We start from the raw sequence: 24,786 nt of genomic DNA on the forward strand, positions 1-24,786 counted from the left end.
CTACTTATTCCTCAATTTTACCGCCAGCAGCTTCGATAGCAGCACGAGCACCTTTAGTAACACGCAGGCCACGAACAGTTACCGGAGTAGACACTTCACCAGCCAGGATCACTTTCGCGAACTCGATCTGGATACCGATAATGTTAGCTGCTTTCAGCGTGTTCAGGTCTACAACGCCGCCTTCAACTTTCGCCAGGTCAGACAGACGGATTTCCGCTGTGATCGCTGCTTTGCGAGAGGTGAAGCCGAACTTCGGCAGACGACGGTACAGTGGCATCTGGCCACCCTCGAAACCGCGACGTACGCCACCGCCAGAACGAGAGTTCTGACCTTTGTGACCACGACCACCGGTTTTGCCGAGGCCAGAACCGATACCACGACCCAGGCGTTTACCCGCCTTTTTAGAGCCTTCGGCCGGAGACAGAGTATTTAAACGCATCTCTTACTCCTCAACTTTAACCATGAAGTAAACCGCGTTGACCATACCACGAACAGCAGGAGTATCCTCGCGCTCAACGGTATGACCAATACGACGCAGACCCAGGCCAAGCAGCGTTGCCTTGTGTTTCGGCAGACGACCGATTGCACTGCGGGTTTGAGTGATTTTAATAGTCTTTGCCATGGTCAATTACCCCAGAATTTCTTCAACGGATTTACCACGCTTGGCAGCGACCATTTCTGGAGAATTCATATTTTCCAGGCCATCAATAGTTGCACGAACCACGTTGATCGGGTTGGTGGAACCATATGCTTTAGCCAGAACGTTATGAACCCCAGCAACTTCCAGAACGGCGCGCATTGCACCACCGGCGATGATACCGGTACCTTCTGAAGCTGGCTGCATGAATACACGAGAACCCGTGTGAACACCTTTTACAGGGTGCTGCAGGGTGCCGTTGTTCAGCGCGACGTTAATCATGTTGCGACGGGCTTTTTCCATCGCTTTCTGGATCGCTGCTGGAACTTCACGCGCTTTACCGTAACCAAAACCAACGCGACCGTTACCATCGCCTACTACAGTCAGAGCTGTGAAGGAGAAAATACGACCACCTTTAACGGTTTTAGATACGCGGTTTACCGCGATCAGCTTTTCCTGCAGTTCGCCAGCCTGTTTTTCGATGTGAGCCATCTTACACCTCTACCTTAGAACTGAAGGCCAGCTTCACGGGCAGCATCTGCCAGTGCCTGGACACGACCATGATATTGGAACCCGGAACGGTCAAAGGAAACATTGCTGATGCCTTTTTCCAGAGCGCGTTCAGCAACAGCTTTACCTACAGCTGCAGCGGCGTCTTTGTTACCGGTGTACTTCAATTGTTCTGAGATAGCTTTTTCTACAGTAGAAGCAGCTACCAGAACTTCAGAACCGTTCGGAGCAATTACCTGTGCGTAAATATGACGCGGTGTACGATGTACCACCAGGCGAGTTGCACCCAGCTCTTTGAGCTTGCGGCGTGCGCGGGTCGCACGACGGATACGAGCAGATTTCTTATCCATAGTGTTACCTTACTTCTTCTTAGCCTCTTTGGTACGCACGACTTCGTCGGCGTAACGAACACCCTTGCCTTTGTAAGGCTCAGGACGACGGTAGGCGCGCAGATCTGCTGCAACCTGACCGATCAGCTGTTTATCAGCGCCTTTCAGCACGATTTCAGTTTGAGTCGGGCATTCTGCAGTGATACCGGCCGGCAGCGGATGCTCAACAGGGTGTGAGAAGCCCAGAGACAGGCCTACTGCATTCCCTTTGATAGCTGCACGATAACCTACACCAACCAGCTGAAGCTTTTTAGTGAAGCCTTCGGTAACACCAACAACCATTGAGTTCAGCAGGGCACGCGCGGTACCAGCCTGAGCCCAACCATCCACGAAACCATCACGTGGACCGAAGGTCAGAGCGTTATCTGCATGTTTAACTTCAACAGCTTTGTTGAGGGTACGAGTCAGCTCGCCGTTTTTACCTTTGATCGTAATAACCTGACCGTCGATTTTTACATCAACGCCGGCAGGAATAACGACCGGTGCTTTAGCAACACGAGACATTCTTTCCTCCGATTAGGCTACGTAGCAGATAATTTCGCCACCAAGACCAGCCTGGCGCGCTGCACGATCAGTCATAACACCTTTAGAGGTAGAAACAACTGCGATACCAAGACCAGCCATAACTTTTGGCAGCTCATCTTTTTTCTTATAGATGCGCAGGCCTGGGCGGCTGACACGCTGAATGCTTTCTACAACAGCTTTACCCTGGAAATACTTGAGAGTAAGTTCCAGTTCCGGCTTGGTGTCGCCTTCAACTTTAAAATCTTCGATAAAACCTTCTTCCTTCAGCACGTTGGCAATTGCCACTTTCAGCTTGGCGGAAGGCATGGTGACCGCAACTTTGTTCGCGGCCTGACCGTTACGGATACGGGTCAGCATATCCGCGATCGGATCTTGCATGCTCATCTGTCTTTACTCCCGTGATTCAATTGGTAATTACCAGCTAGCCTTTTTCAAGCCTGGCACTTCACCGCGCATAGCGGCTTCACGCAGTTTGATACGGCTCAACCCAAACTTGCCCACATAACCATGTGGACGACCTGTTTGACGACAGCGGTTACGCTGACGAGACGGGCTGGAATCACGCGGCAGAGACTGCAGCTTGAGAACCGCATTCCAACGATCTTCGTCGGAAGCGTTCACATCAGAAATGATCGCTTTCAGTTCAGCGCGTTTAGCGAAGAATTTATCAGCTAAAGCTACGCGCTTTACTTCGCGTGCTTTCATTGATTGCTTAGCCATTCAGTAACCCTACCTTACTTGCGGAACGGGAAGTCAAAGGCAGCCAGCAGAGCACGGCCTTCTTCATCAGATTTCGCAGTAGTGGTAATGGTAATATCCAAACCACGCACGCGGTCGACTTTATCGTAGTCGATTTCTGGGAAGATGATCTGCTCACGGACACCCATGCTGTAGTTACCACGACCGTCGAAAGACTTAGCGGACAAGCCACGGAAGTCACGGATACGTGGAACAGCAATAGTGATCAGGCGCTCAAAGAACTCCCACATGCGTTCGCCACGCAGAGTTACTTTACAGCCGATCGGATAGCCCTGACGGATTTTGAAGCCTGCAACTGATTTGCGTGCTTTGGTGATCAGCGGTTTTTGACCGGAGATTGCTGTCAGGTCAGCTGCTGCGTTATCCAGCAGTTTCTTGTCAGCGATCGCTTCACCAACACCCATGTTCAGGGTGATCTTCTCGACCCGAGGGACTTGCATGACAGAATTGTAGTTAAACTCAGTCATGAGTTTCTTAACTACTTCGTCTTTGTAGTAATCATGCAGTTTCGCCATCGTACTACTCCAAATTACTTGATAGTTTCGCTGTTAGACTTGAAGAAACGGACTTTTTTACCGTCTTCGAATCTAAAGCCTACACGGTCAGCCTTGCCGGTAGCCGCATTGAAGATTGCAACGTTAGAAACCTGAATAGCAGCTTCTTTTTCAACGATGCCGCCTGGTTGGTTCAGGGCCGGAACCGGCTTCTGATGTTTCTTAACCAGGTTGATACCTTCAACGACGAGTTTGCCGGAAGACAGAACATTTTTCACTTTACCGCGTTTACCTTTATCTTTACCGGTTAACACGATAACTTCGTCATCACGACGGATTTTCGCTGCCATGATTCGCTCCTTAGAGTACTTCTGGTGCCAGAGAGATAATTTTCATGAACTTCTCAGTACGAAGTTCACGAGTTACCGGCCCAAAGATACGCGTGCCGATAGGCTGCTCGCTGTTATTGTTTAAAATAACGCATGCATTACCATCGAAGCGAATGACAGAACCGTCAGGGCGACGAACACCCTTCTTGGTGCGCACCACTACCGCCTTCAGCACATCACCTTTTTTGACCTTACCACGTGGAATTGCTTCCTTGATGGTGATCTTGATGATGTCGCCTACGCCTGCGTAGCGACGGTGCGAGCCACCCAGAACCTTGATACACATTACGCGACGTGCACCGGAGTTGTCGGCGACGTTCAGCATAGTCTGTTCTTGGATCATTTTAGTGCTCCGCTAATGTCAACTACTACCTGAGACTCTAAAATCAGAGCCGTTAAAAAGCCCCATATCGAGGGCGCGGCATTATAACACCGCTTCTGCAATATGGGTAGAAAAAATAAACGGCTCATCGCTGAGCCGTTTATTCGTATTGAGAACGCGTACTGTATTACAGAACCGCTTTCTCTACAACGCGAACCAGCGTCCAGGACTTAGTCTTGGACAGTGGACGGCATTCACGGATTTCAACCTTGTCGCCGATACCACATTCGTTGTTCTCGTCATGTACGTGCAGTTTGGTCGTACGCTTGATGAATTTACCGTAGATCGGGTGTTTCACAATGCGTTCGATAGCAACAACGATGGATTTCTCCATTTTGTCGCTAACAACACGACCTTGCAGAGTACGGATTTTATCGGTCATTACGCACCCGCCTTCTCAGTCAGTAAAGTCTTAACGCGTGCAACATTGCGACGCACTTGCTTCAGCAGGTGAGTCTGTTGCAGCTGGCCACTTGCAGCCTGCATACGCAGGTTGAACTGCTCACGCAGCAGGTTCAGCAGCTCAGCGTTCAGCTCTTCAACGCTCTTTTCACGCAGCTCTTTTGCTTTCATTACATCACCGTCTTAGTTACAAAGGTGGTTTTGATAGGCAGTTTCGCTGCTGCCAGGCCGAAGGCTTCACGGGCCAGCTCTTCCGGAACACCGTCCATTTCATACAGGACTTTGCCCGGTTGGATCAAGGCAACCCAGTACTCCACGTTACCTTTACCTTTACCCATACGAACTTCCAGCGGCTTCTCGGTGATCGGTTTGTCCGGGAATACACGGATCCAGATCTTACCTTGACGCTTAACTGCACGGGTCATTGCACGACGTGCTGCTTCGATCTGACGTGCAGTCAGACGACCACGGCCAACAGCTTTCAGACCGAAAGTGCCGAAGCTAACATCCGTACCCTGCGCCAGACCACGGTTGCGGCCTTTGTGCACTTTACGGAATTTTGTACGCTTTGGTTGTAACATCAGCGACGCTCCTTATTTACGGCCTTTACGCTGCTGCTTTTTAGGTTGAGCAGCCGGTTTTTCCGGTTGTTCAACAGCAGCCATACCACCCAGGATCTCACCTTTGAAGATCCATACCTTAACGCCGATTACACCGTAAGTGGTGTGCGCTTCAGAGGTGTTGTAGTCGATGTCAGCACGCAGAGTGTGCAGCGGTACGCGACCTTCACGGTACCATTCGGTACGTGCGATTTCCGCGCCGCCCAGACGGCCGCTAACTTCAACTTTGATACCTTTAGCGCCCAGACGCATTGCGTTCTGTACAGCACGCTTCATAGCACGACGGAACATAACACGACGTTCCAGCTGAGAAGTGATGCTGTCAGCAACCAATTTAGCGTCCAGTTCAGGCTTACGAACTTCAGCGATATTGATCTGTGCAGGAACGCCAGCGATATCCGCTACGACCTTGCGCAGTTTTTCTACGTCTTCGCCTTTCTTACCGATAACGATGCCAGGACGAGCAGTGTGAATAGTCACACGGATGCTCTTAGCTGGACGCTCGATAACGATACGAGATACAGACGCTTTAGCCAGTTCCTTAGTCAGGTACTGACGTACTTTAAAATCGCTGTCCAGGTTGTCAGCGAATTCTTTGGTGTTCGCAAACCAGGTAGAGTTCCATGGTTTTACAATACCCAGGCGAATACCATTAGGATGTACTTTCTGACCCATTGCTAGTCTCCAGAGTCTCAGCGATCGGACACAACCACAGTAATGTGGCTGGTGCGCTTCAGGATGCGATCTGCACGACCTTTCGCACGCGGCATAATGCGCTTCATGCTTGGGCCTTCATCTACGAAAATTTTCGCAACTTTCAGATCGTCGATGTCAGCGCCATCGTTGTGTTCAGCGTTAGCAATGGCAGATTCCAGTACTTTCTTGACCAATACCGCAGCTTTCTTGTTGGTATAGGTCAGGATGTCCAGGGCCTGCGACACTTTCTTACCGCGAATCAGGTCAGCAACAAGGCGAACCTTCTGAGCAGAAGAACGAGCATGGCGATGTTGAGCTAAAGTTTCCATCTCTTCCTCCTACCTTATTTCTTCTTCGCTTTTTTATCAGCAGCGTGGCCGCGATAAGTACGAGTCGGTGCGAATTCACCCAGTTTGTGACCAACCATTTCGTCGGTAACAAAGACTGGAACGTGCTGACGACCATTATGGACAGCGATGGTCAAACCGATCATGTTAGGAAAGATCGTTGAACGACGGGACCAAGTGCGCAGGGGCTTCTTGTCTCCGCTTTCCACCGCTTTCTCTACCTTCTTCAGCAAGTGCAGGTCAATAAAAGGACCTTTCTTGAGAGAACGTGGCATGGCTTATCCTCTAAAATTATTTGCTACGGCGACGTACGATAAATTTATCAGTACGCTTGTTGCTGCGGGTCTTCTTACCTTTGGTCTGAACGCCCCACGGAGATACCGGGTGCTTACCAAAGTTACGACCTTCACCACCACCATGTGGGTGGTCGACTGGGTTCATCGCAGTACCGCGAACGGTAGGACGAACACCACGCCAGCGTGCAGCACCTGCTTTACCCAGAACGCGCAGCATATGCTCAGCATTGCCAACTTCGCCCAGAGTAGCGCGGCAGTCTGCTTCGACTTTACGCATTTCACCAGAACGCAGACGCAGGGTGACATAAGCACCGTCACGCGCAACGATCTGAACGTAAGTACCCGCGGAACGCGCCAGCTGACCGCCTTTACCTGGTTTCATTTCTACGTTATGAACGGTAGAACCAACCGGGATATTGCGCATCGGCAGGGTGTTGCCTGCTTTGATTGCAGCATCAACGCCAGACTGAATCTGGTCGCCAGCTTTCAGGCCTTTAGGGGCCAGGATGTAACGGCGTTCGCCGTCTTTGTACAGAACCAGCGCGATGTTCGCGGAACGGTTCGGATCGTACTCAAGACGTTCAACAACTGCTGGGATACCGTCTTTGTTGCGTTTGAAGTCAACAATACGATAAGCCTGCTTGTGGCCACCACCGATGTGACGAGTGGTGATACGGCCATTGTTGTTACGACCACCGGATTTGCTGTTTTTTTCCAGCAACGGAGCAAAAGGTTTGCCCTTGTGCAGCTCAGGGTTAACCACTTTAACTACGTGGCGACGACCCGGAGATGTCGGTTTACATTTAACAACTGCCATTGTATTACTCCTCCGACTTACTCAGCGCCGCCAACGAAGTCCAGATTCTGGCCTTCTTTCAGGGTGACGTAAGCTTTTTTCCAGTCGCTACGACGACCGATACGCTGTCCGTGACGTTTAACTTTCCCTTTAACTACCAGGGTGTTAACGACTTCGACTTCGACTTCAAACAGTTTCTGCACAGCAGCTTTGATCTCTGCTTTGGTCGCGTCTTTAGCAACTTTGAGAACGATGGTGTTTGTTTTTTCCATCGCAGTAGACGCTTTTTCAGAAACGTGCGGTGCGCGAAGCACCTTCAGCAGACGTTCTTCACGAATCATGCCAGCATCTCCTCAACTTGCTTAACAGCATCAGCAGTCATTACGACTTTGTCGAAGGCGATCAGGCTAACCGGGTCGATACCAGTCGCATCGCGTACGTCAACCTTGTGCAGGTTACGTGCGGCCAGGAACAGGTTCTCGTCCAGCTCACCGGTGATGATCAGCACATCTTCCAGAGCCATGTCTTTCAGTTTCTGTGCCAGCAGCTTAGTTTTAGGCGCTTCTACAGAGAACTTCTCGACAACGATCAGACGATCCTGACGTACCAGTTCGGACAGGATGCTTTTCAGCGCGCCGCGGTACATCTTTTTGTTAACTTTTTGACTGTGGTCCTGTGGACGCGCAGCGAAGGTCACGCCACCTGAACGCCAGATCGGGCTCTTGATAGAACCTGAACGCGCACGGCCGGTACCTTTCTGGCGCCATGGCTTTTTGCCAGAACCAGTTACTTCAGCACGAGTCTTCTGAGCACGAGTACCCTGACGAGCACCAGCTGCATAAGCAACAACAACCTGGTGAACCAGCGCTTCGTTGAAATCACGACCGAAGGTAGTTTCGGAAACAGTCAGCGCGCTCTGCGCGTCTTTCAATACTAATTCCATTGCTATCCCCTTACGCCTTCACAGCTGGTTTAACGATCAGGTCGCTACCGGTTGCACCCGGGACCGCACCTTTAACCAGCAGCAGGTTGCGCTCAGCGTCAACACGTACTACGTCCAGGCTCTGAACGGTTACACGTTCGTTGCCCAGCTGACCTGCCATTTTCTTGCCTTTGAACACTTTGCCCGGAGTCTGGTTCTGACCGATAGAACCCGGAACGCGGTGAGACAAGGAGTTACCGTGAGTAGCGTCCTGGGTACGGAAGTTCCAGCGCTTAACGGTACCAGCAAAACCTTTACCTTTAGAGGTACCGGTTACGTCAACTTTTTTAACGTCAGCAAACAGCTCAACGCTAATGTCCTGACCTACGGTGAACTCTTCGCCTTCAGCAAGACGGAATTCCCACAGACCACGGCCAGCTTCTACGCCAGCTTTAGCGAAGTGACCCGCTTCTGGTTTGGTTACACGGTTAGCTTTTTTAGCACCAGTGGTAACCTGAATAGCGCGGTAGCCATCGTTAGCCAGATCTTTAACCTGAGTAACGCGGTTTGCTTCAACTTCGATTACGGTTACTGGGATAGAAACGCCATCTTCAGTGAAGATGCGAGTCATACCCACTTTTTTACCGACTAAACCAATCATTGTTTCAACCTCTCAATCGCTCGATGACCTGATTAACCCAGGCTGATCTGCACGTCTACACCGGCAGCCAGATCCAGACGCATCAGAGCATCAACGGTTTTCTCAGTTGGCTCAACGATGTCAACCAGACGCTTGTGAGTGCGGATTTCGTACTGATCGCGCGCGTCTTTGTTAACGTGCGGGGAGATCAGAACGGTGAAGCGCTCTTTGCGGGTCGGCAGCGGGATCGGACCACGGACTTGCGCACCAGTGCGCTTAGCAGTCTCGACGATTTCCGCGGTTGATTGATCGATCAGACGATGATCAAACGCTTTAAGGCGGATACGGATTCTTTGGTTCTGCATGAGACCAGAGCTCCAATTATTTTATAAACGAAAATGATTACTCCTCAAACCCATTACGATTGATGGGAGAGTGTAACCGTTCTTACGTAGCCCCCCAATTGGGAGCATTGTTGAGTAACAAAATGAGCTACTCAGGTTCATATCGAACCAGCCGTCAATTACGACAAGCCCGCGCATTATACGTATTTACGGACGTAATGCAAGCCGACTGTGTCGATATTAACCAACCTTTCGACGAGACCGTTTATTGACGGTCGATATCAGCCATCGCCTGCTTTACCCGGGCCCGGAGATCGGCGTTGATTTCAGGTGCCTCTGGCGTCGCTGGCGGCTCATCAACACGCTCTTCAAAGACCGTCTCTTCCCCCTCTTCTTCGGGTACGGGCAAGGGGCGTTTCTTATAGACATAGTGTGCATCTGACAGGTAATAGGCTTGAGGGGCGGTCTCTGCGCGAGACGGCAGAGAGAACCCGCAGCTAATATAATAGCCCGTCAAAACGCAGCCAGTACCATACGTTAGCCAGAGAAAGCCTCCCCAAACGCAACGCCAAAAGGTCACCGGCATGTCTGGACGGATAAAAATGTCGCCCCCGCACGGATACACTTCTTTTTTATTACTCATCTCTTTTCCTCATCCTGAGCTAGCGTCGGACTCTCCCCCAGCGCCTGCCAGAGACGAATAAGCGAGAGTTGCCCCATCACACCATCCGCTTTAATCTTGTGTTGGGTCTGAAACTGACGCACTTTTTCAGCTAACAGCGGACTCCACTCTCCTGTCCCCTCTGCGTCAACACTTAACAGCCGGCTCAGCATCGTATCGAGCCAGACAATATCGTCGGGACTGCTTTTCCTTGTTATGCTCGCATTACCCTCCGGCGAGGGTTTCCACATCCGCGTCGAGCTTCCCGTCCATACCGTGCTAAACCAGGTCTTATCCACAATCCACGTGTGACTGCCGGTAAGCACGGTAAACGTCTTATCCCCTCCTCCGATGACCACCACCGGCAACAGGAGAGTCTCCATTTTCAGTGTGGCTATCCAGGGAAGGCCCTGGTACTGCAGCGTCTCGAGAGTGTCATTGCCGGAGAGACAGGCCATCCCGCCCCGGTACGCCTGATCGCACCATGCTTCACCGTTGTCTACCTCATAACCCCAAACACGATAAAGTAACGCGAGCGATTCACTGGTAGACATAATCTCTGATGTCAATGTCAAAGGAGGAGAGGCGGGCCGGGATGACGCAATGGACAGCAGGCTCTCTGGCTCCGGCAGCCAGCGGGACAAAGGATGAGAGAAATACCGGCCTGCGGCCCCACACAGCACCGCCACAACGATTAACGCCAGGCAAGTCCGGCGAGGATGGTGCGTCGCGGGTAAATAGCGCAAGGCAGCTTGCTGCAGCGCCGGCGCAACAGCAGCCTGCTCTTCTTTATTACGAAGAATAAATTCTCCTGTCCGGGCGACAAAATGGAGATTGCCGTGACAGCGACGCATAACCTCTCTAACGAAGCGCTCCGCCAGTACACCCGACTCCCCAGGTTCAATGCCAGCATGAGCAGCAATGACCTCCCGGCAATCCTCCTTGTCCGGGAAAGGTATCTCGAACCATACCGGGTGCAATTTCCGCAGGCGGCGCTGCAAACGGTGACCAAATGTCCCGGTTAATAACAATCGGGCGTTTGGCATGATGGCGATAAAATCCTGAACCGTTGACATCAGCCTGTTACCGGCGCGCTGGCCATCTTCCAGCACAAACAGCGGTAAGCCTTCCTTCATCTCCCCCATTACGCCAGACAGTCCACTCCAGATCGCGCCAAAGGAGAATACCCGCCCGGTTAAGCCGCCCTCGATTTGGGTATCCGCCAGCACTATCCACTCCTGCTGGTATCCTTTACGGGTGAGTAGCCCTAGCGTCAGAGCGCGATGCGCCCACGCAGCGACAACCCCCCGCGCAAGTAAGCTTTTCCCCGCCCCCTTTGCGCCGTGCAGTATTAGCCACGGTTCGTTGTTCAGCGTTGAAATAAGGGCGCACCGTAACAGGCGATGCCGTGTAGTATAAATAGCATTAAGTTCGTCCATGAATAATGACATCCCTGTACAATATCTTTTTCCTAAAGAGTGAAAGCTTGCGGCAAAACACTTGCCGCCAACCCAGCCGAATTATATTATCGCCATCCTTAACAATAAACAGATTGTGTTTTTTAGTCATACTAAATGATAAATTCATGATGGCTATATTTAGAGCTTTAACCAACTATCCTCTTTATCGCATTCTGTGCGGCGTCATTATATTCATATGTATTATAACAATGTTAGCTTGCATAAACGCCGCATATTTCCTCTGGTCTGAAAATAATTCAACACCACAAAAGATTAAAAATATAAATTTAACAAATACACTAACAAATAAATATAAATGGAAATTATCATCAACCGCGTCAGACACGATTAAAATGGAACAGACAACGAGAATAGAGGCGTTCCAGCTGCCTGATATCCGTTTACGCGGTATTATTCACAGTTCGGATAAATTAACCTCCCGAGCGATCCTGCAGGAGGCAGGAGAACAGAATGTCTATTCGGTTAATGCGACGCTTAAATCAGCGAATACCGTTAGTATCACAGCGATCTCTCAAAATCAGGTCACTTTCTCCTCCGGCGGGCACGAACAGCAGCTCACGCTGCTTTCAGAACTGAGTGTGTCTGACGCGCCCACCGAACCGATCTCTGGCAATGAGGCTCAGACGAACATTCCCTTGTCGGAGTATATCCAGACCAGTCCCGTAGAAGATAAATATGCCTTGCGCGGATTACGTCTGTTACCCCGGAAGAATGCCACATCATTCGCACATGCCTCCCTTGAACCCGGTGATATCGCCGTTCAGCTGAATAATATTTCACTGACGAAGCGGGAGAACATCGCAAAAGCGCAGGACGTACTGAACCATCTTCAGCGCGTTCAATTCACTCTGATACGGAAATCATTGCCTCTGGTGATTAATGTTTCCGTTCAGCAGTTCCAGGAAGGAAAGGAAAATTAAATGGTAAGGATGCCTTCTACCCGGAAAAGGAGAGCCCTTTCGCTGCTCTTTCTGCTCGCCATCACCGCGAAACCCGGATATCCCGCTGACTACACTGCAAACTTTAATGAGGCGGATATTCGAACCTTTGTCAGCATTGTGGGCCAAAACATGGGGAAGACCATTCTGATTGATCCCGATGTTCAAGCGACGATTTCTGTCAGAAGTGCAGATACATTTAATGAAGAGGAGTATTACCAGTTTTTCCTGAGCGTCCTCGACCTGTATGGCTTTTCACTTATAAGCCTTGATAATGGTTTACTGAAAGTGGTTCGTTCTGAAAAGGTGAAGACCCTGCCGGGAAAACTCACGAATGGGTCTATGCCCGGCAGAGGGGATGAACTGGTGACGCGTATCGTTTCGCTGGAAAATGTTCCCGCTCGGGCGTTATCCCCGCTGCTGCGTCAGATGCTGGATGGCGGGAACGTGGGTAACGTCGTGCATTATGAACCCTCAAACACGCTGATCATCACCGGCAAGGCATCAACCGTTAATCGTCTGCTTGAGGTCGTTAAACGGGTCGATGTGATGGGTGATAAAAAAGAGCAGGTCATCCCCCTGAAATACGCATCGGCCAGCGATCTGGCTGACGTGCTCAATGACCTGGCGCGCGAGAGTGGAAAAGAGGCCCAACCCGCCACACTCCAGACGCGAGTCGTTGCCGACAAAAGAACGAATGCCCTCATTATCAGTGGGTCAGACCGCGCACGAGCGCGGATCCAACAGCTCGTTTCACGTCTCGACACGCAAGAGCAGGGGCAAGGCAATACCCGCGTCTGGTATCTGAAATATGCCAAAGCGGACAAACTTGTCGAGGTCCTGACGGGCGTCACGCAAAAATTGACTGAGGAGAAAAACGGCGCCGCGAAAACGACCACCAGCAGCGGCAACGGTATATCCATTACTGCCGACGAACAGACGAACTCCCTGGTGGTCACCGCCGACCAGGGGATTCTTCAGCAGCTGGATGAGGTCATCGCGAAACTGGACATCCGACGGGCGCAGGTGCTGGTTGAAGCCATCATCGTAGAAGTGCAGGACGGCAAAGGGCTGAATCTGGGCGTGCAGTGGGCTAATAAAAACGTGGGCGCTCAGCAGTTTACCAAAACCGGTCTCCCTATCTTTAACGCCGCGCAAGGTATCAGCGAATTTAAAGCTCAGGGCGGCATTACCAGCGACAATCCGGCATACGACCTCTTTAAAAATTATAACGGTCTCGCGGCAGGCTTCTTTAATGGCGACTGGGGCGTGCTGCTGACAGCGCTGAATACCGACAACAAAAACGATATTCTCTCGACACCCAGCATCGTCACCCTCGATAACAAAGAAGCGGCGTTCAACGTGGGCCAGGATGTTCCCGTACTTTCCGGCTCCCAGACCACCTCTGGCGATAATATTTACAGCACCGTCGAACGTAAAACAGTTGGCACCAAGCTGAAAGTCACCCCGCAGATTAATGAGGGCGATTCGGTGCTGATGGAGATCGAGCAAGAGGTATCCAGCGTCGACACATCTGCCACCTCCTCATCACTTGGGCCGACATTCAATACCCGCACCATTCAGAATGCCGTACTGGTGAAGAGCGGTGAAACCGTCGTGCTTGGCGGTTTAATGGATGACGCAAGCAAACAGGAAGTTTCCAAAGTCCCTCTGCTGGGTGACATTCCCCTGATTGGGCAACTTTTCCGTTACACCTCAAATGAAAAAAGCAAACGCAATCTGATGGTCTTTATCCGCCCGACCATTATCCGGGATGACGAAGTGTATCGCTCGCTGTCACGGGATAAATATACGGGTTTCAAAGAAATGCAGAAAGAGAGAAGCGACCAGCGCAGCGGCAAACTCATTAATGTAGATGATATCGAAACGCTGGATGACCGGGCGTTTAATAACACGCCCGCAATGCCTGCCGCTAAAAACCCTTTCAGCGGGGGTGAAGCGAAGTGAGCCCGCTTGCCTGGAAAAAAGCACAACGCTATGGCATTGCCATTCAGCAGCAGGAACTGTTCTACACGACCAGCACCACGCTTGAGCATATGCTTGAGGTTGCCTCCATGGCCCGCGACTGCACGCAGTTTACCCGGCTCGCTTCGCAACAGTTTACGGAAAAGCTGGAGCAGCTCTATCAACCTTCTGGTGGTTCAGCCCAGCTTATTGCCGAAGATATGAATAATTCGGACGATCTGAGTGCGCTTTCCGATGAGATCCCCACGAATGAAGACCTGCTCAACGAGCAGTCCGACGCGCCAGTGATCCGGCTGATTAATGCGGTGCTTAGCGAAGCGCTTAAGGAGCACGCGTCGGATATTCATATTGAAGTCTTTGAAACAACGATGAGTATCCGCTTTCGGGTGGACGGAGTATTGCGTCCGGTGGTTCAACCCAATAAAAAGCTGGCCGCGCTGCTCATCTCCCGTATCAAAATTATGGCCAAACTGGATATTGCCGAAAAGAGACTGCCTCAGGACGGTCGCATCACCTTAAAAATTGGTCATCGCAACGTGGATGTTCGTGTCTCTACGCTGCCCTCACAGCACGGCGAACGGGTTGTGTTACGTCTGCTGGATAAAAGCAATCTGCGGCTCTCTATTGATAAGCTGGATATGTCTGAAGAGGACATGCGCGATCTCCGGCACCTTATCGCCCTGCCGCACGGCATTATTCTGGTCACAGGCCCCACCGGCTCCGGAAAAAGTACCACGCTGTATGCTCTTCTCTCCGCCCTAAATAGTCCGGAACGTAACGTACTTACCGTCGAAGACCCAATTGAGTACGAGCTGGAAGGCATCGGTCAGACACAGGTAAATAGCCGCGTGGATATGTCTTTTGCCCGCGGATTACGCGCGATTTTACGTCAGGACCCTGACGTGGTGATGGTCGGTGAGATCCGCGATGCTGAAACGGCTCAGATCGCGGTCCAGGCCTCGCTGACCGGGCACCTTGTTCTTTCAACCCTCCATACCAACAGCGCCAGCGGTGCGGTGACCCGCCTGCGGGATATGGGCACGGAATCTTTCCTGCTCTCCTCATCGCTTGTCGGCGTGATTGCACAGCGCCTGGTCAGGCGACTGTGTCATCAGTGCAAAACACCGCATCCCCTCACCGCTCAACAACATCAACTACTCGTTGCTGAGGGGATCACCGCGACGCAACTCTGGCAAGCCGCTGGGTGCCCGGCCTGCCGTCAGAGCGGCTATCAGGGCCGCCTGGCTATTCATGAACTCTTCGTGATGACGCCTGAAATTCGCCAGGCCGTACACGCAGAGGTCAACGAGCAACAGCTTGAACAGCTCCAGCGCCAGAACCATCGCAGCTTACTGGCAAACGGATTGCGAGCAGCCGCGCAAGGGTTGACCTCACTGCAGGAGGTGCTGCGCGTTACGTCCGATGGGCAGATATCAGCGGAGCAAGGTGAATGAAATTTCGCTGGGTAGCCACGGACCCCAGAGGGAATCGCCATACTGGCGTGAGTGATGCTGGCTCCGAGCGGGAGTTGGTCGCCCAGCTGCGAAGTCAGTCACTGTTGCCGCAGTCCATCAAACAGCAGCGGCGCAAGCTGACAGTACGATGGTCACCGGCACGGGTAAGTCATGGCGAATTGACACTTTTTACGCGTCAGCTTGCCACGTTGATGGCTGCGGCTCTGCCGCTGGATGAAGCACTCGCCGCGATTCAGCAGCAGAAAGAGAACAAGAATCTTATCGGCGTGATCGGCTCGCTTCGTCAGGCTGTGCTTGAAGGACAGTCACTCTCCAGCGCAATGCAACAGCACCCCCGGGTCTTTGATACGGTGTATTGCACGCTGGTAAAAGCAGGTGAAGCGGTAGGCAAGGCTGGCGCCGTACTGGAAAGGCTGGCTGATTTTAATGAAGCCCGCCAGCGAATGCATAGCAAACTGATGCAGGCGCTGATCTACCCCTCTCTGCTGACCATCGTCGCCATTGTGGTGGTGGTGATTTTACTCACCACCGTCGTGCCCAACGTCGCGGCACAGTTTATTCATCTCAAACACGAACTGCCGCTCACGACCCGGATACTGCTCGCGATCAGCGACTTTTTGTCGGTCTACGGTCCGGGGATTTTAGGTCTGCTCTTTGTGGGTGGTGGCCTGTTTTCATACTGGCTGAAGCGGGAAGGCAACCGCCACCGGTTTCATCGTCTGCTGATTCACTTTCGCGCTACTGCACCACTGGTCTGCGCTATCGACAGCGCCCGGTACTTACGCGCCCTCAGCATCCTCAACGTCAGCGGCGTGCCGTTGCTGCAGGGGATGTCACTTTCAGCGGAAGGCGTGGGTAACCAGGAGATACGGCAGCGACTGAGTGACGCCGCCGAGCGCGTGCGCCAGGGAAACAGCGTGAGCCAGTCTCTTGAGAAAACCGCCATTTTCCCGCCAATGATGCTGTACATGATCGCTTCCGGGGAAAAAAGCGGTCAGCTCGGAGAACTCATGCAACGAGCAGCGGATAACCAGGACGTCCGGTTACAGAACCGCATCACCCTGACGCTGGCGATTTTTGAACCGGCGCTGATTGTCGTCATGGCCGCCATCGTTCTGTTTATCGTGGTGGCGGTCATGCAACCCATTTTACAACTCAACTCATTGATGAACTGAGGAAAGGCTATGGAAAGACAAACGTTTAAAACGCAACGCGGTTTTACCCTGATGGAGCTTATGGTGGTCATTGTCATTCTGGGCGTTCTGGGCGTTCTGGCGAGCCTGGTGGTGCCCAATCTGATGGGCAACAAAGATCGTGCGGACCGGCAAAAAGCGGTCAGCGACATAGTCGCTCTCGAAAATGCGCTGGATATGTACAAGCTGGATAACCATCGTTATCCCACAACAGACCAGGGTCTGGACGCACTGGTTGTGGCCCCGACGCTCGCGCCGCTCGCGGTAAATTACAATCCCGAAGGTTATATTCGCCGTCTTCCCGCGGATCCGTGGGGCAATGAGTATGTCCTGATAAGCCCGGGTGAACATGGTGCAATCGATATCAGCTCAACCGGCCCGGATGGTGAAATCGGTACGGCGGATGACATTAACAACTGGGATAACGACAAAAAATCGCGCTGAACATGGCTCAGGAAAAGGGATTTACCTTGCTGGAGGTAATGCTGGTGATTGTCATTCTCGCGGCGGCCGTCGCAGGCGTGACGGCCATACAAAGTGAACGTTTAAGCGTGAGCGGAAAGCTACGTCAGCGTGTCGACATGTTCAGACAAACCGTTGAGTATGCTGCCGATCTGGCGCTGCTGGAAAAACATGCGGTTGCCCTGCTGGTGTCTGAAGAAGGGTGGTTACTCTACGCTCCACAGAAACGCGCGCGTACTGGCTGGCAGTGGGAGGCAATCCAGAGTGACGATAACTTGCCGCTTCAGGGAGCATGGGATGACCCAGCGCGGCCCGAGCTTACCCCCTCGCCACAGGGCGATACACCGCAGATTATCGTTCTGCCTGATGGCCAGATAACGCCCTTCACGCTGTTATTCAGAAATGCAAACGGTGAAAAATTGTTGCATGTGCGCTGCACGGGATCTCTGCCGCTAAATATCACTCCGCTAAAGGTGGCGCAATGAAAGCGCAAAGTGGAATGCTCATGCTTGAGGTGTTACTGGCCATGGCCATCTTTGCCTCGGCGGTAACGGCATTAGTCACCAGCATGCAGTGGCAACTCTCCGCTCTGGAGACCCTGAAGCAGGAGACGCTTGCGCTGTGGGTGGCAGATAATCAGTTAATCAAAACGCACGCCGTCCTTTCCGCCACGGAGCAAGGAGAGTCCTCCCAGCAGGGAAACGCTTTTAGCTGGGTGCTCACCGGCGTACCCACCGCCGCCCTGAACCACATCACCGTGACAACCTCCCGGGGTAAAACGGTGAAGCTTTATGCCTGGAGCCCAGCACCAGAGAAGCAAGAGGCGAAGCATGACTAATCATCAGAGAGGCTTTACGCTTCTGGAGGTCATGCTGGCTATCGCGATTTTCTCGGTCCTCAGCTTCCTCGCCTCAATGGTCTTTTCTCAGGCATCTGAGCAACATCAGCGCGCCCAAAGGCTGGCCAATGATTTTCATGCCCTGCAGTACACCCTTCTGCTGCTGGAAAATGATCTGATGCAATACGTCCCGCGCAAAAATCGCCAGACTCACCAGACCTTTGCAAGTGGAACCGATGAGTTGCTCTTCAGCACCCAGATGCGGGACGCGAACATCCCTTTCGAAGCCGCTTTCGTACTCACGACCGTACACTGGTACGTCCAGGACGAGACCTTGTACCGTGCTGTGCGCTACTCTCCTGACGGGAAAGAGGACAAGCCCGCGCGAGCCCTGCTGACGAATATCACCCGTTTTGCCTCTGTACTGCTCGCTGGCGAGGGCAATACGGCGTCTGCCACCGTTGCCATTACGCTGGAGCGGGAAAACCGTGAAAGCGTTCGTCGTGTTTTTATTTTGCCTGGATGGGTTCCGGAGAAACAGCAAACCGGCCAGCGCCGTGAGGATAAAAAATGAATCCTCAGAAAGGCGCTGCGCTGTTGATTGTGTTGATGATTCTTGCGCTGATGGCGGCGCTCGCGGCTGAAATGACCCTTAGCTTCCAGACCCAGCTTCAGCGTAGCCGGCGTACCAACGCCAGCGTGCAGGCAAAATATGCCCTGCTTTATGCCGAAGGGGAAGCCACCGCTGGCGTGTTAAAGCATGATGATGAAAGGTTAAACGGCAAGGCCGATCTGGACGCGGATACCACCGTCAGCTGGCGTACGGAGGATCGACAACAGTGCTTCAATCTCAATGCCCTGGAAAACGCTCCCGTTGAAGGCATGGCTACGCCTCCCTATGAAATCAGCGTGTTTCAGGCGCTGCTGGATCAGCTGGGCGCGGAAAAAAACCGCGCAGAAGAGATAATCCAGTCTACTGCAGATTACATCGACGCCGATACATCACCCCGGCTGAAAGGGGCCGAAGATGAGTATTACCTGCAAAACGGCATTCACTCCCTGACGGCAAACCAAATGATCTTTTTACCGGCGGAAATCCGCACGCTCAAAGGGATGACGGCTCCCCTCTGGCAGAAACTCGCGCCTTTTGTCTGTACTGCCTTCAGCAGCGAGTTAAACATTAACATCAATACCCTCACCGAAGCGCAGGCCCCGCTGCTGGCAGCCCTTTTTCTGAACGATATCAGCACGTCGGATGCAAAAGCCTTACTCAAAAAACGCCCCCGGGAAGGCTGGAAAACGGTCGATGCCTTTCTTTATCAGGCCCAACAGGATCACAGCGCGGCCAAAGCACGTGTGGACACACTTAAAAAATACCTGACCGTCACCAGCCATTATTTTGTAACCACATCGAGCGCACGAGAAGGCGAACTGAGCTCAGGGATGAATACCTTTTTTTATTATGACGACAAGAAGAAAACCATTGGCATTTATCTGCGCCAGCTTACGGACGGCGAACATGACGAGTAAAACGCCACCTGAGACTGCCCGGCTGGTCATCCGCCTGAGCAGCGAGCCAACGTTGCCGCTGGAATGGACCCTCTTTGACGACGGCGGCCATGGAGAGATTCACATCCTGCCACGCGAAAAGCTCCCGGAGCTTTCCGGGATGTCTGCCGCCCGGGAAACGCATCTGCTTATTCCGGTTGAGAAGGCAACCTGCCGCACACTGACCGTTCTCGATGAAAAGGACGTACTGTCCGACCGGCAGCTGCACTGGCTTGCCGATGAGACGCTCGACGAGGATGCTCCCGCTCTCCACTGGACATTGCTGTCACACGCAGGAACGACGCTCACTGTTGTCGGGGTGGAGAAAGTGTGGCTGGAGGAAGAACTCGCTGCACTCAGTGCCTGCGGATTAAACGTGACGCATGCAACCCTGGATGTGCTCTGTTTACCTAACGTGGAAAACGGCTGGGCGGTACTGAAAGAGGATGACACCTGGCTTGTCAGGACGCACGAAAATTACGTTTCGCGCCTGACAGGCGCCTGGTTAACTCACCTCCTGCAGCACTTCCCTCCCCGACAGCTTACACACTACGGCGAGTTGTCCGCTCCCTGTGCAAACGCGTCAGGAAAACCGGAATGCCACATCATGTCGCTTTATCCGCAAAGGGAGACCGCAAATCTACTGCATGACAGCGTTCTTCCCCCTGTGGCGTTTTCCCCCTGGACATCGCGCCTGAAACGTATCGCCCTTTGCTGTGTTGTTCTGACAGCGGCAGTCGCGCTACTGACTCAGCTATTCTCCTGGTGGCAACTTCAACAGCGGGAAATACAGCTGAAGGACAATCTGACTCAACAGTGGCAACGCTACATTCCCGAGAACCGGCACAGCAATAATCTGCGATCCTATCTGCCAGAACAGTTACGGCAGCGTTCACCCGCGCCGTTAATGCTTCTGCTTCGTCTGCAGTCCAGTCTGGCCCGTTTCCCCGACATCGCGCTCGAGGGGGTGAGCTATAACCCGCAGCAAAAATCCCTGCGACTTTTTCTTTATGCCGCAGAGGAAAACCAGATACAGCAATTTATCAAAGAGAACACCTTAGGATTTTCTTTGACGATCGACAAACACGAACAGGGAAAGTGGACGTTACGCAATGATTAAATCTGCGCTGAACAGTTTCAGACAAAAACCGCTCAATGAGCAACGGCTCATCATGACGCTGGGAGTATGTAGCCTGATAATACTTTTCTGGTTTGGCCTCTATCAGCCACTCGACCAGACAATTAATACACTGCAGTCGCGTTGTGAACGTTTACGTAACGACGCGGCATGGTTCAGCAAACAGGTTACCGCTGCGGGCCTTTTACCCGAAAAAAAACCGCCAGGTAAACCGGACGCTCTCATCAGGAATAGCCTCAAAAAAGCGAATCTGGTCGCGACGGTACAGCAGGGAAACGCAGGTGAGTTGAGCGTCTTCGCCACCGACATAGAAATGGAGAGCTTCATGCGCTGGCTTGAGGAGATACAGCTCAGTTACGGCCTGCGCGTTGTGGACCTGGAATTCCATGCAAGTCCCCAAAAAGCGGATTCGATTATTCTCACGCGTCTGACCATCGGGGTGAAGCGAAATGGATAGTATGCTTGCCCTGCTCTTTCTGGTTATTGGCTTACTGGCAGGCAGCACCATGGGCATGGTCACCTGGCGGCTACCGATAATGATCGCACAGACCAACACTGACGGCGCCGCTTCCCGCTTAAATTTATGGTGGCCGGCGTCACACTGCTGCCATTGTCGCATACCTCTGGTGTGGCATGACAATATCCCCCTCTACAGCTGGCTGCATCTGAAGGGAAAATGCCGACATTGTGGACACGCTGTCTCCGGGCGTTACCCGTTGCTCGAAGCGAGTTGCGCGGTTATGGCCCCTCTCTGCTACGCCCTTCACCCTGATAATCTGATGCTTGTTTCAGCTCTTTTACTCTACTTCTGGTTCGCACTGGCGCTTAGCGTCATCGATGCGCAGCACTTATTACTGCCCGATAAACTGACCCTGCCCTTATTGTGGCTTGGATTGCTGTTTAACCTTATGACAGGTCTCATTCCCTGTGAAGATGCCGTTCTGGGTGCCGTGGCGGGCTACCTCAGCCTGTGGCTGCTTTACTGGATCGTCTGGCTGATATGGCACAAAGAGGGGATCGGCTACGGCGATTTCAAACTGCTGGCGGCGGCAGGCGCCTGGACCGGGTGGCAAAGTCTGTCGGTAATCCTTTATGTGGCGTCCATCATTGGGATTTTATGTGGGCTGGCGTTGTGGTTCAAAAACAGACGATTCACGGGCGCCCTCCCTTTCGGTCCTGCGCTCGCATTGAGCGGCTGGGGTTACTTCTGCTGGCTAACCCTGTAAGTAAACAGGAAGGTGTAACACCTTCCTGCAATCGTTACTCTTCTTCGCGAATTTGCGCCTGCAGATAGTTCTGGATACCCAGTTTCTGGATAAGATCTAACTCGGTCTCCAGCCAGTCGATATGGCCCTCTTCATCTGCCAGAATCTCAATCATCATGTCACGACTCACGTAATCATGAACGCTGTCGGCATAGGCGATAGCTTCCCGGAGATCTTTAGCGCCTTCAAGTTCCAGCCTGAGGTCGGAACGCAGCATCTCCTCGACATCTTCACCAATGCCCAGTTTGCCAAGATCCTGCAGATTTGGGATACCTTCGAGGAAAAGGATACGCTCAATATACTTATCGGCGTGCTTCATCTCGTCGATAGATTCATGATATTCAACGTCATTAAGACGCTTAAGGCCCCAGTTTTTGAACATTCTCGCATGGAGAAAATACTGGTTAATTGCGACAAGCTCATTTCCCAATAATTTATTGAGATAACTTATGATTTTAACATCACCTTTCATTATATAGTCCCTCCGCTTCCACACTTAGAGCGTAGATGGGGCTACGGAGATGTCAAAAAAAAGAGCGTCGTTCAGGCGATCTCTTTAAATTCCGGCATTTGCATTAACTCGTCTTGCATAACTTCCCGTGCAGCACGAACACATTTACCACATTGATTTCCAATGGGAATAAACTTGCGTAATTGTTGAAAGGATTGTGGCTGAAACTGACGCACAGCCTGACGGATTTTTTTATCGCTAACGCCATTACACAAACAGATGTACATATGCACTCCCGAACCATGAACACCTTCAGCATAAATGATTATTGTTCTCACTTCAAGAGCAAGTTAAATAGCCTTATTTCCTCCATGAATATTTCGCTATCAGATAAAAAACCTGGGTCAGTATTTTCTCTGGCCCAGGTTTTTATATAACTTAACGTGATGTTTTATTTAAGCATATCTTCCGTTACGACGATCTTCGCAATAGTCGCTGGATTTGGGGCGATGCGTTCAATCACTATCGTTTCACCAACTGAAATCGCTCTCTCATCCGATTTCACTGTGGTCACACCATTTTTTGTCGACTTAGATGAATAATAGCAACTACCACCATAACAGCTAAAAATGTAGTTACCATTCTTCTCGTCGCCCATTACCTTAGCGTAATATCCGCTCCTGGTTCCGGAAGCCAGCTTGTCCGCCTCGAAACCGACATACACCATCGGTATACCTTTTTCTCTCTTCACGGTTAATGATTTAACGTCGGAACTACTCACCAGCGGGTTGTTCCCATAAAGCATGTCGTCAGTGACGGTCAATGTTGCCAGCGTTTCAGCATCAGGATGGGTGCGTTTAACCGTAACCACTGCCCCCGGGTGGAGGATAGCGCTTTTATCTCCAGTACGTAGGGTCGTCTGATCGCCATAGACAGTTTTTTCGCTGTCGGAATAACGTGCCCCGTTCGTGGAAAAGACATACTGGCCGTCAACTTCAACCGTATACTGATTTGACCCGCTAAGCTTACTACTATCAAAGTTTACGTTGATGCGTTGTTTTCCATCGAAGACGTCCACAAAGACAGCTTTTACATCTCCCTGGAGATCGCCAGCGTCACCACCTTTAGTAAACGGCGCAAACACCTCACTGAAAGCATACTTAGACGCCTGCTGCTCGGTCAGACCGCTGTGTTCAGGAGAAACCTGCTTCGGCACACCCGGCTGGTCGCGCATCATAGACCAGATACCAATCATGCCCAGACCACGCTCTGTGGCATCCTGCATCACCAGGTTCGCATCAGACATATAGAACACTTCACCCTGAACATCGTTATAACCGATCATTGGGGTGGTACCCATCATCGCGTTAATTTCAGCATCGCTCTTTTCAGTGAAGATCTGCTTCAGCTGGCTGAACAGGTTTTCAATGGCCGATGTGGCGCACTTGCTATGTATATTCTGGCCTTCAGTGCCATCGGACTGACAGATGCTGTTGCCATAGTCCATCGCCATCACGTTAACACCTGCCAGCTCCACACCTTTGGCTTTCGCATCTTCCAGCACGTAAAGACCTTCAGCGGTCAAACCGGTTGGCAAAATGGGCAGGGTATACCAGATACCGACCTTGCGGCCTTCTGACTTCCAGGTGTCCTGCACGGCTTTCACCGCTTCATTACGACGGTTGATGGAATCATGATCGGCAACCCAGGTACCTTCAATATCGAAGTCCAGTACGTTCAGGTTCAGGTTGTCCACGATGTCGTAGTAGTGCTGCTTCAGATCGTCGATATTCTTACAGGATGCCGCCAGCGGCGCATTGTTTGCGCCACCAATGGAAACCATCACGTCACCACCCACTTCACGCAGCGCTTTAATCTTGCTGTACTGCGCGTAGTCGTTAATGTTATAGGCCGTCCCCCAGGTTGGCAGACAGGTTTGGGCATCCTTACTCACCACGAAGGCCATGGTAAAGTGATTAACGCCCTGGTTCTGAGCAAGGCTTGCCAGGTCTGGCTGGGCGTTCAGCGTAAAGTCGACATACGGAGCATAGACGTGAGCTGGCCATGCAGATGTTGGCGTGCCGACTTTTTCTTTGGTGCCTGTCCAGTCGATAAAGACACGCCACGGGTTGGTATCAGATGGGGAGACTTTCTGTACTTTGGCCTGCGAGACGTAATTCCCACCGTTGTAGCGAATCAGCG

General features: G+C 51.9%; 38 protein-coding genes. 12 read left to right on the forward strand and 26 right to left on the reverse strand.

Annotated elements, in window-relative coordinates; genetic code table 11:
* Positions 1-4: 4 nt before the first annotated feature.
* The 23 genes from rplO to C5687_RS25100 form a co-directional block, all read right to left on the reverse strand.
* A complete protein-coding gene (gene rplO / locus C5687_RS18350; RefSeq protein WP_003863304.1) occupies positions 5-439 on the reverse strand; it encodes a 50S ribosomal protein L15 in 435 nt (144 codons plus the stop codon).
* Positions 440-442: 3 nt separating this feature from the next.
* Complete coding sequence (gene rpmD, locus C5687_RS18355; RefSeq protein WP_003863301.1) at positions 443-622, reverse strand: 50S ribosomal protein L30; 180 nt, start codon at positions 620-622, stop codon at positions 443-445.
* A gap of 6 nt (positions 623-628) precedes the next feature.
* The gene (gene rpsE, locus C5687_RS18360) at positions 629-1,129 is read right to left on the reverse strand and encodes a 30S ribosomal protein S5 (protein ID WP_003863299.1); all 501 of its coding nucleotides are present in this window, start codon (positions 1,127-1,129) and stop codon (positions 629-631) included.
* 14 nt (positions 1,130-1,143) lie between these two features.
* Complete coding sequence (gene rplR, locus C5687_RS18365) at positions 1,144-1,497, reverse strand: 50S ribosomal protein L18 (protein WP_003863297.1); 354 nt, start codon at positions 1,495-1,497, stop codon at positions 1,144-1,146.
* A gap of 9 nt (positions 1,498-1,506) precedes the next feature.
* Positions 1,507-2,040 carry a 50S ribosomal protein L6 gene (gene rplF, locus C5687_RS18370; RefSeq protein WP_003863296.1) on the reverse strand — a complete coding sequence of 178 codons (534 nt, stop codon included), beginning with the start codon at positions 2,038-2,040 and terminating at the stop codon, positions 1,507-1,509.
* Positions 2,041-2,052: 12 nt separating this feature from the next.
* Positions 2,053-2,445, reverse strand: a complete 393-nt coding sequence (gene rpsH / locus C5687_RS18375; protein ID WP_006178918.1) for a 30S ribosomal protein S8 — start codon at positions 2,443-2,445, stop codon at positions 2,053-2,055.
* 30 nt (positions 2,446-2,475) lie between these two features.
* Positions 2,476-2,781, reverse strand: a complete 306-nt coding sequence (gene rpsN, locus C5687_RS18380; RefSeq protein ID WP_003863291.1) for a 30S ribosomal protein S14 — start codon at positions 2,779-2,781, stop codon at positions 2,476-2,478.
* A 14-nt stretch (positions 2,782-2,795) separates the two neighbouring features.
* The gene (rplE, locus tag C5687_RS18385; RefSeq protein ID WP_001096202.1) at positions 2,796-3,335 is read right to left on the reverse strand and encodes a 50S ribosomal protein L5; all 540 of its coding nucleotides are present in this window, start codon (positions 3,333-3,335) and stop codon (positions 2,796-2,798) included.
* Between the two features lie 14 nt (positions 3,336-3,349).
* Positions 3,350-3,664: a 50S ribosomal protein L24 gene (rplX, locus tag C5687_RS18390; RefSeq protein WP_003863287.1), complete on the reverse strand. Its 315-nt coding sequence runs from the start codon at positions 3,662-3,664 to the stop codon at positions 3,350-3,352.
* A gap of 10 nt (positions 3,665-3,674) precedes the next feature.
* Positions 3,675-4,046: a 50S ribosomal protein L14 gene (gene rplN, locus C5687_RS18395; RefSeq protein WP_002919748.1), complete on the reverse strand. Its 372-nt coding sequence runs from the start codon at positions 4,044-4,046 to the stop codon at positions 3,675-3,677.
* A gap of 166 nt (positions 4,047-4,212) precedes the next feature.
* Positions 4,213-4,467, reverse strand: coding sequence for a 30S ribosomal protein S17 (rpsQ, locus tag C5687_RS18400; protein WP_008503489.1), 255 nt, complete (start codon positions 4,465-4,467; stop codon positions 4,213-4,215).
* Positions 4,467-4,658 carry a 50S ribosomal protein L29 gene (gene rpmC / locus C5687_RS18405; RefSeq protein ID WP_013099027.1) on the reverse strand — a complete coding sequence of 64 codons (192 nt, stop codon included), beginning with the start codon at positions 4,656-4,658 and terminating at the stop codon, positions 4,467-4,469. The genes rpsQ and rpmC overlap by 1 nt, the downstream gene beginning before the upstream one ends.
* Complete coding sequence (gene rplP / locus C5687_RS18410; protein ID WP_002919759.1) at positions 4,658-5,068, reverse strand: 50S ribosomal protein L16; 411 nt, start codon at positions 5,066-5,068, stop codon at positions 4,658-4,660. Before rplP ends, rpmC begins: the two co-directional genes overlap by 1 nt.
* A 12-nt stretch (positions 5,069-5,080) precedes the next feature.
* On the reverse strand, positions 5,081-5,782 hold the full coding sequence (rpsC, locus tag C5687_RS18415; RefSeq protein WP_000529945.1) for a 30S ribosomal protein S3: 702 nt from the start codon (positions 5,780-5,782) through the stop codon (positions 5,081-5,083).
* A 17-nt stretch (positions 5,783-5,799) separates the two neighbouring features.
* Positions 5,800-6,132: a 50S ribosomal protein L22 gene (gene rplV / locus C5687_RS18420; protein WP_002919773.1), complete on the reverse strand. Its 333-nt coding sequence runs from the start codon at positions 6,130-6,132 to the stop codon at positions 5,800-5,802.
* 14 nt (positions 6,133-6,146) lie between these two features.
* Positions 6,147-6,425 (reverse strand): 30S ribosomal protein S19, encoded by a 279-nt coding sequence (gene rpsS / locus C5687_RS18425; protein WP_001138117.1) that lies wholly within the window; start codon positions 6,423-6,425, stop codon positions 6,147-6,149.
* A gap of 16 nt (positions 6,426-6,441) precedes the next feature.
* Positions 6,442-7,263 carry a 50S ribosomal protein L2 gene (gene rplB, locus C5687_RS18430; RefSeq protein WP_008457150.1) on the reverse strand — a complete coding sequence of 274 codons (822 nt, stop codon included), beginning with the start codon at positions 7,261-7,263 and terminating at the stop codon, positions 6,442-6,444.
* Positions 7,264-7,280: 17 nt separating this feature from the next.
* On the reverse strand, positions 7,281-7,583 hold the full coding sequence (gene rplW / locus C5687_RS18435) for a 50S ribosomal protein L23 (protein ID WP_000617546.1): 303 nt from the start codon (positions 7,581-7,583) through the stop codon (positions 7,281-7,283).
* Complete coding sequence (rplD, locus tag C5687_RS18440; protein WP_000424395.1) at positions 7,580-8,185, reverse strand: 50S ribosomal protein L4; 606 nt, start codon at positions 8,183-8,185, stop codon at positions 7,580-7,582. Before rplD ends, rplW begins: the two co-directional genes overlap by 4 nt.
* Positions 8,186-8,195: 10 nt before the next feature.
* Positions 8,196-8,825, reverse strand: coding sequence for a 50S ribosomal protein L3 (rplC, locus tag C5687_RS18445; RefSeq protein WP_003863274.1), 630 nt, complete (start codon positions 8,823-8,825; stop codon positions 8,196-8,198).
* Between the two features lie 32 nt (positions 8,826-8,857).
* On the reverse strand, positions 8,858-9,169 hold the full coding sequence (gene rpsJ / locus C5687_RS18450) for a 30S ribosomal protein S10 (RefSeq protein ID WP_001181005.1): 312 nt from the start codon (positions 9,167-9,169) through the stop codon (positions 8,858-8,860).
* A 244-nt stretch (positions 9,170-9,413) separates the two neighbouring features.
* On the reverse strand, positions 9,414-9,791 hold the full coding sequence (locus C5687_RS18455; protein ID WP_104557526.1) for a hypothetical protein: 378 nt from the start codon (positions 9,789-9,791) through the stop codon (positions 9,414-9,416).
* Positions 9,788-11,248, reverse strand: coding sequence for a peptidoglycan-binding domain-containing protein (locus C5687_RS25100; protein WP_238380494.1), 1,461 nt, complete (start codon positions 11,246-11,248; stop codon positions 9,788-9,790). The genes C5687_RS18455 and C5687_RS25100 overlap by 4 nt, the downstream gene beginning before the upstream one ends.
* 149 nt (positions 11,249-11,397) lie before the next feature.
* On the opposite strand from C5687_RS25100, the gene gspC reads away from it, so the two are divergent.
* Genes gspC through C5687_RS25235 form a run of 12 tightly spaced genes read left to right on the forward strand, consistent with a single transcriptional unit; the run spans position 11,398 to position 22,094 of the window.
* Positions 11,398-12,210: a type II secretion system protein GspC gene (gene gspC, locus C5687_RS18465; RefSeq protein ID WP_274378556.1), complete on the forward strand. Its 813-nt coding sequence runs from the start codon at positions 11,398-11,400 to the stop codon at positions 12,208-12,210.
* A gap of 9 nt (positions 12,211-12,219) precedes the next feature.
* Positions 12,220-14,196, forward strand: a complete 1,977-nt coding sequence (gene gspD, locus C5687_RS18470) for a type II secretion system secretin GspD (protein WP_104557535.1) — start codon at positions 12,220-12,222, stop codon at positions 14,194-14,196.
* Positions 14,193-15,668 carry a type II secretion system ATPase GspE gene (gene gspE / locus C5687_RS18475; RefSeq protein WP_104557528.1) on the forward strand — a complete coding sequence of 492 codons (1,476 nt, stop codon included), beginning with the start codon at positions 14,193-14,195 and terminating at the stop codon, positions 15,666-15,668. Before gspD ends, gspE begins: the two co-directional genes overlap by 4 nt.
* Positions 15,665-16,864, forward strand: a complete 1,200-nt coding sequence (gspF, locus tag C5687_RS18480) for a type II secretion system inner membrane protein GspF (RefSeq protein WP_104557529.1) — start codon at positions 15,665-15,667, stop codon at positions 16,862-16,864. Before gspE ends, gspF begins: the two co-directional genes overlap by 4 nt.
* A gap of 9 nt (positions 16,865-16,873) precedes the next feature.
* On the forward strand, positions 16,874-17,326 hold the full coding sequence (gspG, locus tag C5687_RS18485) for a type II secretion system major pseudopilin GspG (protein WP_104557530.1): 453 nt from the start codon (positions 16,874-16,876) through the stop codon (positions 17,324-17,326).
* A 2-nt stretch (positions 17,327-17,328) separates the two neighbouring features.
* Complete coding sequence (locus C5687_RS18490; RefSeq protein ID WP_104557536.1) at positions 17,329-17,829, forward strand: type II secretion system protein; 501 nt, start codon at positions 17,329-17,331, stop codon at positions 17,827-17,829.
* A complete protein-coding gene (gspI, locus tag C5687_RS18495) occupies positions 17,826-18,182 on the forward strand; it encodes a type II secretion system minor pseudopilin GspI (protein ID WP_104557531.1) in 357 nt (118 codons plus the stop codon). Before C5687_RS18490 ends, gspI begins: the two co-directional genes overlap by 4 nt.
* Positions 18,175-18,756 (forward strand): PulJ/GspJ family protein, encoded by a 582-nt coding sequence (locus tag C5687_RS18500; protein WP_158252223.1) that lies wholly within the window; start codon positions 18,175-18,177, stop codon positions 18,754-18,756. The genes gspI and C5687_RS18500 overlap by 8 nt, the downstream gene beginning before the upstream one ends.
* Complete coding sequence (gene gspK / locus C5687_RS18505; protein ID WP_104557533.1) at positions 18,753-19,712, forward strand: type II secretion system minor pseudopilin GspK; 960 nt, start codon at positions 18,753-18,755, stop codon at positions 19,710-19,712. Before C5687_RS18500 ends, gspK begins: the two co-directional genes overlap by 4 nt.
* Complete coding sequence (gene gspL / locus C5687_RS18510) at positions 19,702-20,850, forward strand: type II secretion system protein GspL (RefSeq protein ID WP_158252224.1); 1,149 nt, start codon at positions 19,702-19,704, stop codon at positions 20,848-20,850. Before gspK ends, gspL begins: the two co-directional genes overlap by 11 nt.
* The gene (gspM, locus tag C5687_RS18515; protein ID WP_095442108.1) at positions 20,843-21,325 is read left to right on the forward strand and encodes a type II secretion system protein GspM; all 483 of its coding nucleotides are present in this window, start codon (positions 20,843-20,845) and stop codon (positions 21,323-21,325) included. The genes gspL and gspM overlap by 8 nt, the downstream gene beginning before the upstream one ends.
* Positions 21,318-22,094, forward strand: a complete 777-nt coding sequence (locus tag C5687_RS25235) for a prepilin peptidase (RefSeq protein WP_072049162.1) — start codon at positions 21,318-21,320, stop codon at positions 22,092-22,094. Before gspM ends, C5687_RS25235 begins: the two co-directional genes overlap by 8 nt.
* 34 nt (positions 22,095-22,128) lie before the next feature.
* Here the strand turns inward: C5687_RS25235 and bfr are convergent, their stop codons facing one another.
* The 3 genes from bfr to C5687_RS18535 form a co-directional block, all read right to left on the reverse strand.
* Entirely contained in the window at positions 22,129-22,605 is a 477-nt protein-coding gene (bfr, locus tag C5687_RS18525) for a bacterioferritin (protein WP_025759242.1), read from the reverse strand.
* Positions 22,606-22,676: 71 nt separating this feature from the next.
* Positions 22,677-22,871 (reverse strand): bacterioferritin-associated ferredoxin, encoded by a 195-nt coding sequence (gene bfd, locus C5687_RS18530; protein WP_025759243.1) that lies wholly within the window; start codon positions 22,869-22,871, stop codon positions 22,677-22,679.
* A gap of 164 nt (positions 22,872-23,035) precedes the next feature.
* Positions 23,036-24,786, reverse strand: a 1,751-nt coding sequence (locus tag C5687_RS18535; RefSeq protein ID WP_104557534.1) for a chitinase, incomplete at its 5' end; no start/stop codon positions are given.

This window comes from Enterobacter sichuanensis, from assembly GCF_002939185.1.
Taxonomy (GTDB): Bacteria; Pseudomonadota; Gammaproteobacteria; order Enterobacterales; family Enterobacteriaceae; genus Enterobacter; species Enterobacter sichuanensis.

What these genes read in the sequence shown, in the direction of transcription:
- rplO (WP_003863304.1), bottom strand. Translation starts at nt 439, where the DNA reads ATGCGTTTAAATACTCTGTCTCCGGCCGAAGGCTCTAAAAAGGCGGGT.
- rpmD (WP_003863301.1), bottom strand. Translation starts at nt 622, where the DNA reads ATGGCAAAGACTATTAAAATCACTCAAACCCGCAGTGCAATCGGTCGT.
- rpsE (WP_003863299.1), bottom strand. Translation starts at nt 1,129, where the DNA reads ATGGCTCACATCGAAAAACAGGCTGGCGAACTGCAGGAAAAGCTGATC.
- rplR (WP_003863297.1), bottom strand. Translation starts at nt 1,497, where the DNA reads ATGGATAAGAAATCTGCTCGTATCCGTCGTGCGACCCGCGCACGCCGC.
- rplF (WP_003863296.1), bottom strand. Translation starts at nt 2,040, where the DNA reads ATGTCTCGTGTTGCTAAAGCACCGGTCGTTATTCCTGCCGGCGTTGAT.
- rpsH (WP_006178918.1), bottom strand. Translation starts at nt 2,445, where the DNA reads ATGAGCATGCAAGATCCGATCGCGGATATGCTGACCCGTATCCGTAAC.
- rpsN (WP_003863291.1), bottom strand. Translation starts at nt 2,781, where the DNA reads ATGGCTAAGCAATCAATGAAAGCACGCGAAGTAAAGCGCGTAGCTTTA.
- rplE (WP_001096202.1), bottom strand. Translation starts at nt 3,335, where the DNA reads ATGGCGAAACTGCATGATTACTACAAAGACGAAGTAGTTAAGAAACTC.
- rplX (WP_003863287.1), bottom strand. Translation starts at nt 3,664, where the DNA reads ATGGCAGCGAAAATCCGTCGTGATGACGAAGTTATCGTGTTAACCGGT.
- rplN (WP_002919748.1), bottom strand. Translation starts at nt 4,046, where the DNA reads ATGATCCAAGAACAGACTATGCTGAACGTCGCCGACAACTCCGGTGCA.
- rpsQ (WP_008503489.1), bottom strand. Translation starts at nt 4,467, where the DNA reads ATGACCGATAAAATCCGTACTCTGCAAGGTCGTGTTGTTAGCGACAAA.
- rpmC (WP_013099027.1), bottom strand. Translation starts at nt 4,658, where the DNA reads ATGAAAGCAAAAGAGCTGCGTGAAAAGAGCGTTGAAGAGCTGAACGCT.
- rplP (WP_002919759.1), bottom strand. Translation starts at nt 5,068, where the DNA reads ATGTTACAACCAAAGCGTACAAAATTCCGTAAAGTGCACAAAGGCCGC.
- rpsC (WP_000529945.1), bottom strand. Translation starts at nt 5,782, where the DNA reads ATGGGTCAGAAAGTACATCCTAATGGTATTCGCCTGGGTATTGTAAAA.
- rplV (WP_002919773.1), bottom strand. Translation starts at nt 6,132, where the DNA reads ATGGAAACTTTAGCTCAACATCGCCATGCTCGTTCTTCTGCTCAGAAG.
- rpsS (WP_001138117.1), bottom strand. Translation starts at nt 6,425, where the DNA reads ATGCCACGTTCTCTCAAGAAAGGTCCTTTTATTGACCTGCACTTGCTG.
- rplB (WP_008457150.1), bottom strand. Translation starts at nt 7,263, where the DNA reads ATGGCAGTTGTTAAATGTAAACCGACATCTCCGGGTCGTCGCCACGTA.
- rplW (WP_000617546.1), bottom strand. Translation starts at nt 7,583, where the DNA reads ATGATTCGTGAAGAACGTCTGCTGAAGGTGCTTCGCGCACCGCACGTT.
- rplD (WP_000424395.1), bottom strand. Translation starts at nt 8,185, where the DNA reads ATGGAATTAGTATTGAAAGACGCGCAGAGCGCGCTGACTGTTTCCGAA.
- rplC (WP_003863274.1), bottom strand. Translation starts at nt 8,825, where the DNA reads ATGATTGGTTTAGTCGGTAAAAAAGTGGGTATGACTCGCATCTTCACT.
- rpsJ (WP_001181005.1), bottom strand. Translation starts at nt 9,169, where the DNA reads ATGCAGAACCAAAGAATCCGTATCCGCCTTAAAGCGTTTGATCATCGT.
- C5687_RS18455 (WP_104557526.1), bottom strand. Translation starts at nt 9,791, where the DNA reads ATGAGTAATAAAAAAGAAGTGTATCCGTGCGGGGGCGACATTTTTATC.
- C5687_RS25100 (WP_238380494.1), bottom strand. Translation starts at nt 11,248, where the DNA reads ATGGACGAACTTAATGCTATTTATACTACACGGCATCGCCTGTTACGG.
- gspC (WP_274378556.1), top strand. Translation starts at nt 11,398, where the DNA reads ATGGCTATATTTAGAGCTTTAACCAACTATCCTCTTTATCGCATTCTG.
- gspD (WP_104557535.1), top strand. Translation starts at nt 12,220, where the DNA reads ATGCCTTCTACCCGGAAAAGGAGAGCCCTTTCGCTGCTCTTTCTGCTC.
- gspF (WP_104557529.1), top strand. Translation starts at nt 15,665, where the DNA reads ATGAAATTTCGCTGGGTAGCCACGGACCCCAGAGGGAATCGCCATACT.
- gspG (WP_104557530.1), top strand. Translation starts at nt 16,874, where the DNA reads ATGGAAAGACAAACGTTTAAAACGCAACGCGGTTTTACCCTGATGGAG.
- C5687_RS18490 (WP_104557536.1), top strand. Translation starts at nt 17,329, where the DNA reads ATGGCTCAGGAAAAGGGATTTACCTTGCTGGAGGTAATGCTGGTGATT.
- gspI (WP_104557531.1), top strand. Translation starts at nt 17,826, where the DNA reads ATGAAAGCGCAAAGTGGAATGCTCATGCTTGAGGTGTTACTGGCCATG.
- C5687_RS18500 (WP_158252223.1), top strand. Translation starts at nt 18,175, where the DNA reads ATGACTAATCATCAGAGAGGCTTTACGCTTCTGGAGGTCATGCTGGCT.
- gspK (WP_104557533.1), top strand. Translation starts at nt 18,753, where the DNA reads ATGAATCCTCAGAAAGGCGCTGCGCTGTTGATTGTGTTGATGATTCTT.
- gspL (WP_158252224.1), top strand. Translation starts at nt 19,702, where the DNA reads ATGACGAGTAAAACGCCACCTGAGACTGCCCGGCTGGTCATCCGCCTG.
- gspM (WP_095442108.1), top strand. Translation starts at nt 20,843, where the DNA reads ATGATTAAATCTGCGCTGAACAGTTTCAGACAAAAACCGCTCAATGAG.
- C5687_RS25235 (WP_072049162.1), top strand. Translation starts at nt 21,318, where the DNA reads ATGGATAGTATGCTTGCCCTGCTCTTTCTGGTTATTGGCTTACTGGCA.
- bfr (WP_025759242.1), bottom strand. Translation starts at nt 22,605, where the DNA reads ATGAAAGGTGATGTTAAAATCATAAGTTATCTCAATAAATTATTGGGA.
- bfd (WP_025759243.1), bottom strand. Translation starts at nt 22,871, where the DNA reads ATGTACATCTGTTTGTGTAATGGCGTTAGCGATAAAAAAATCCGTCAG.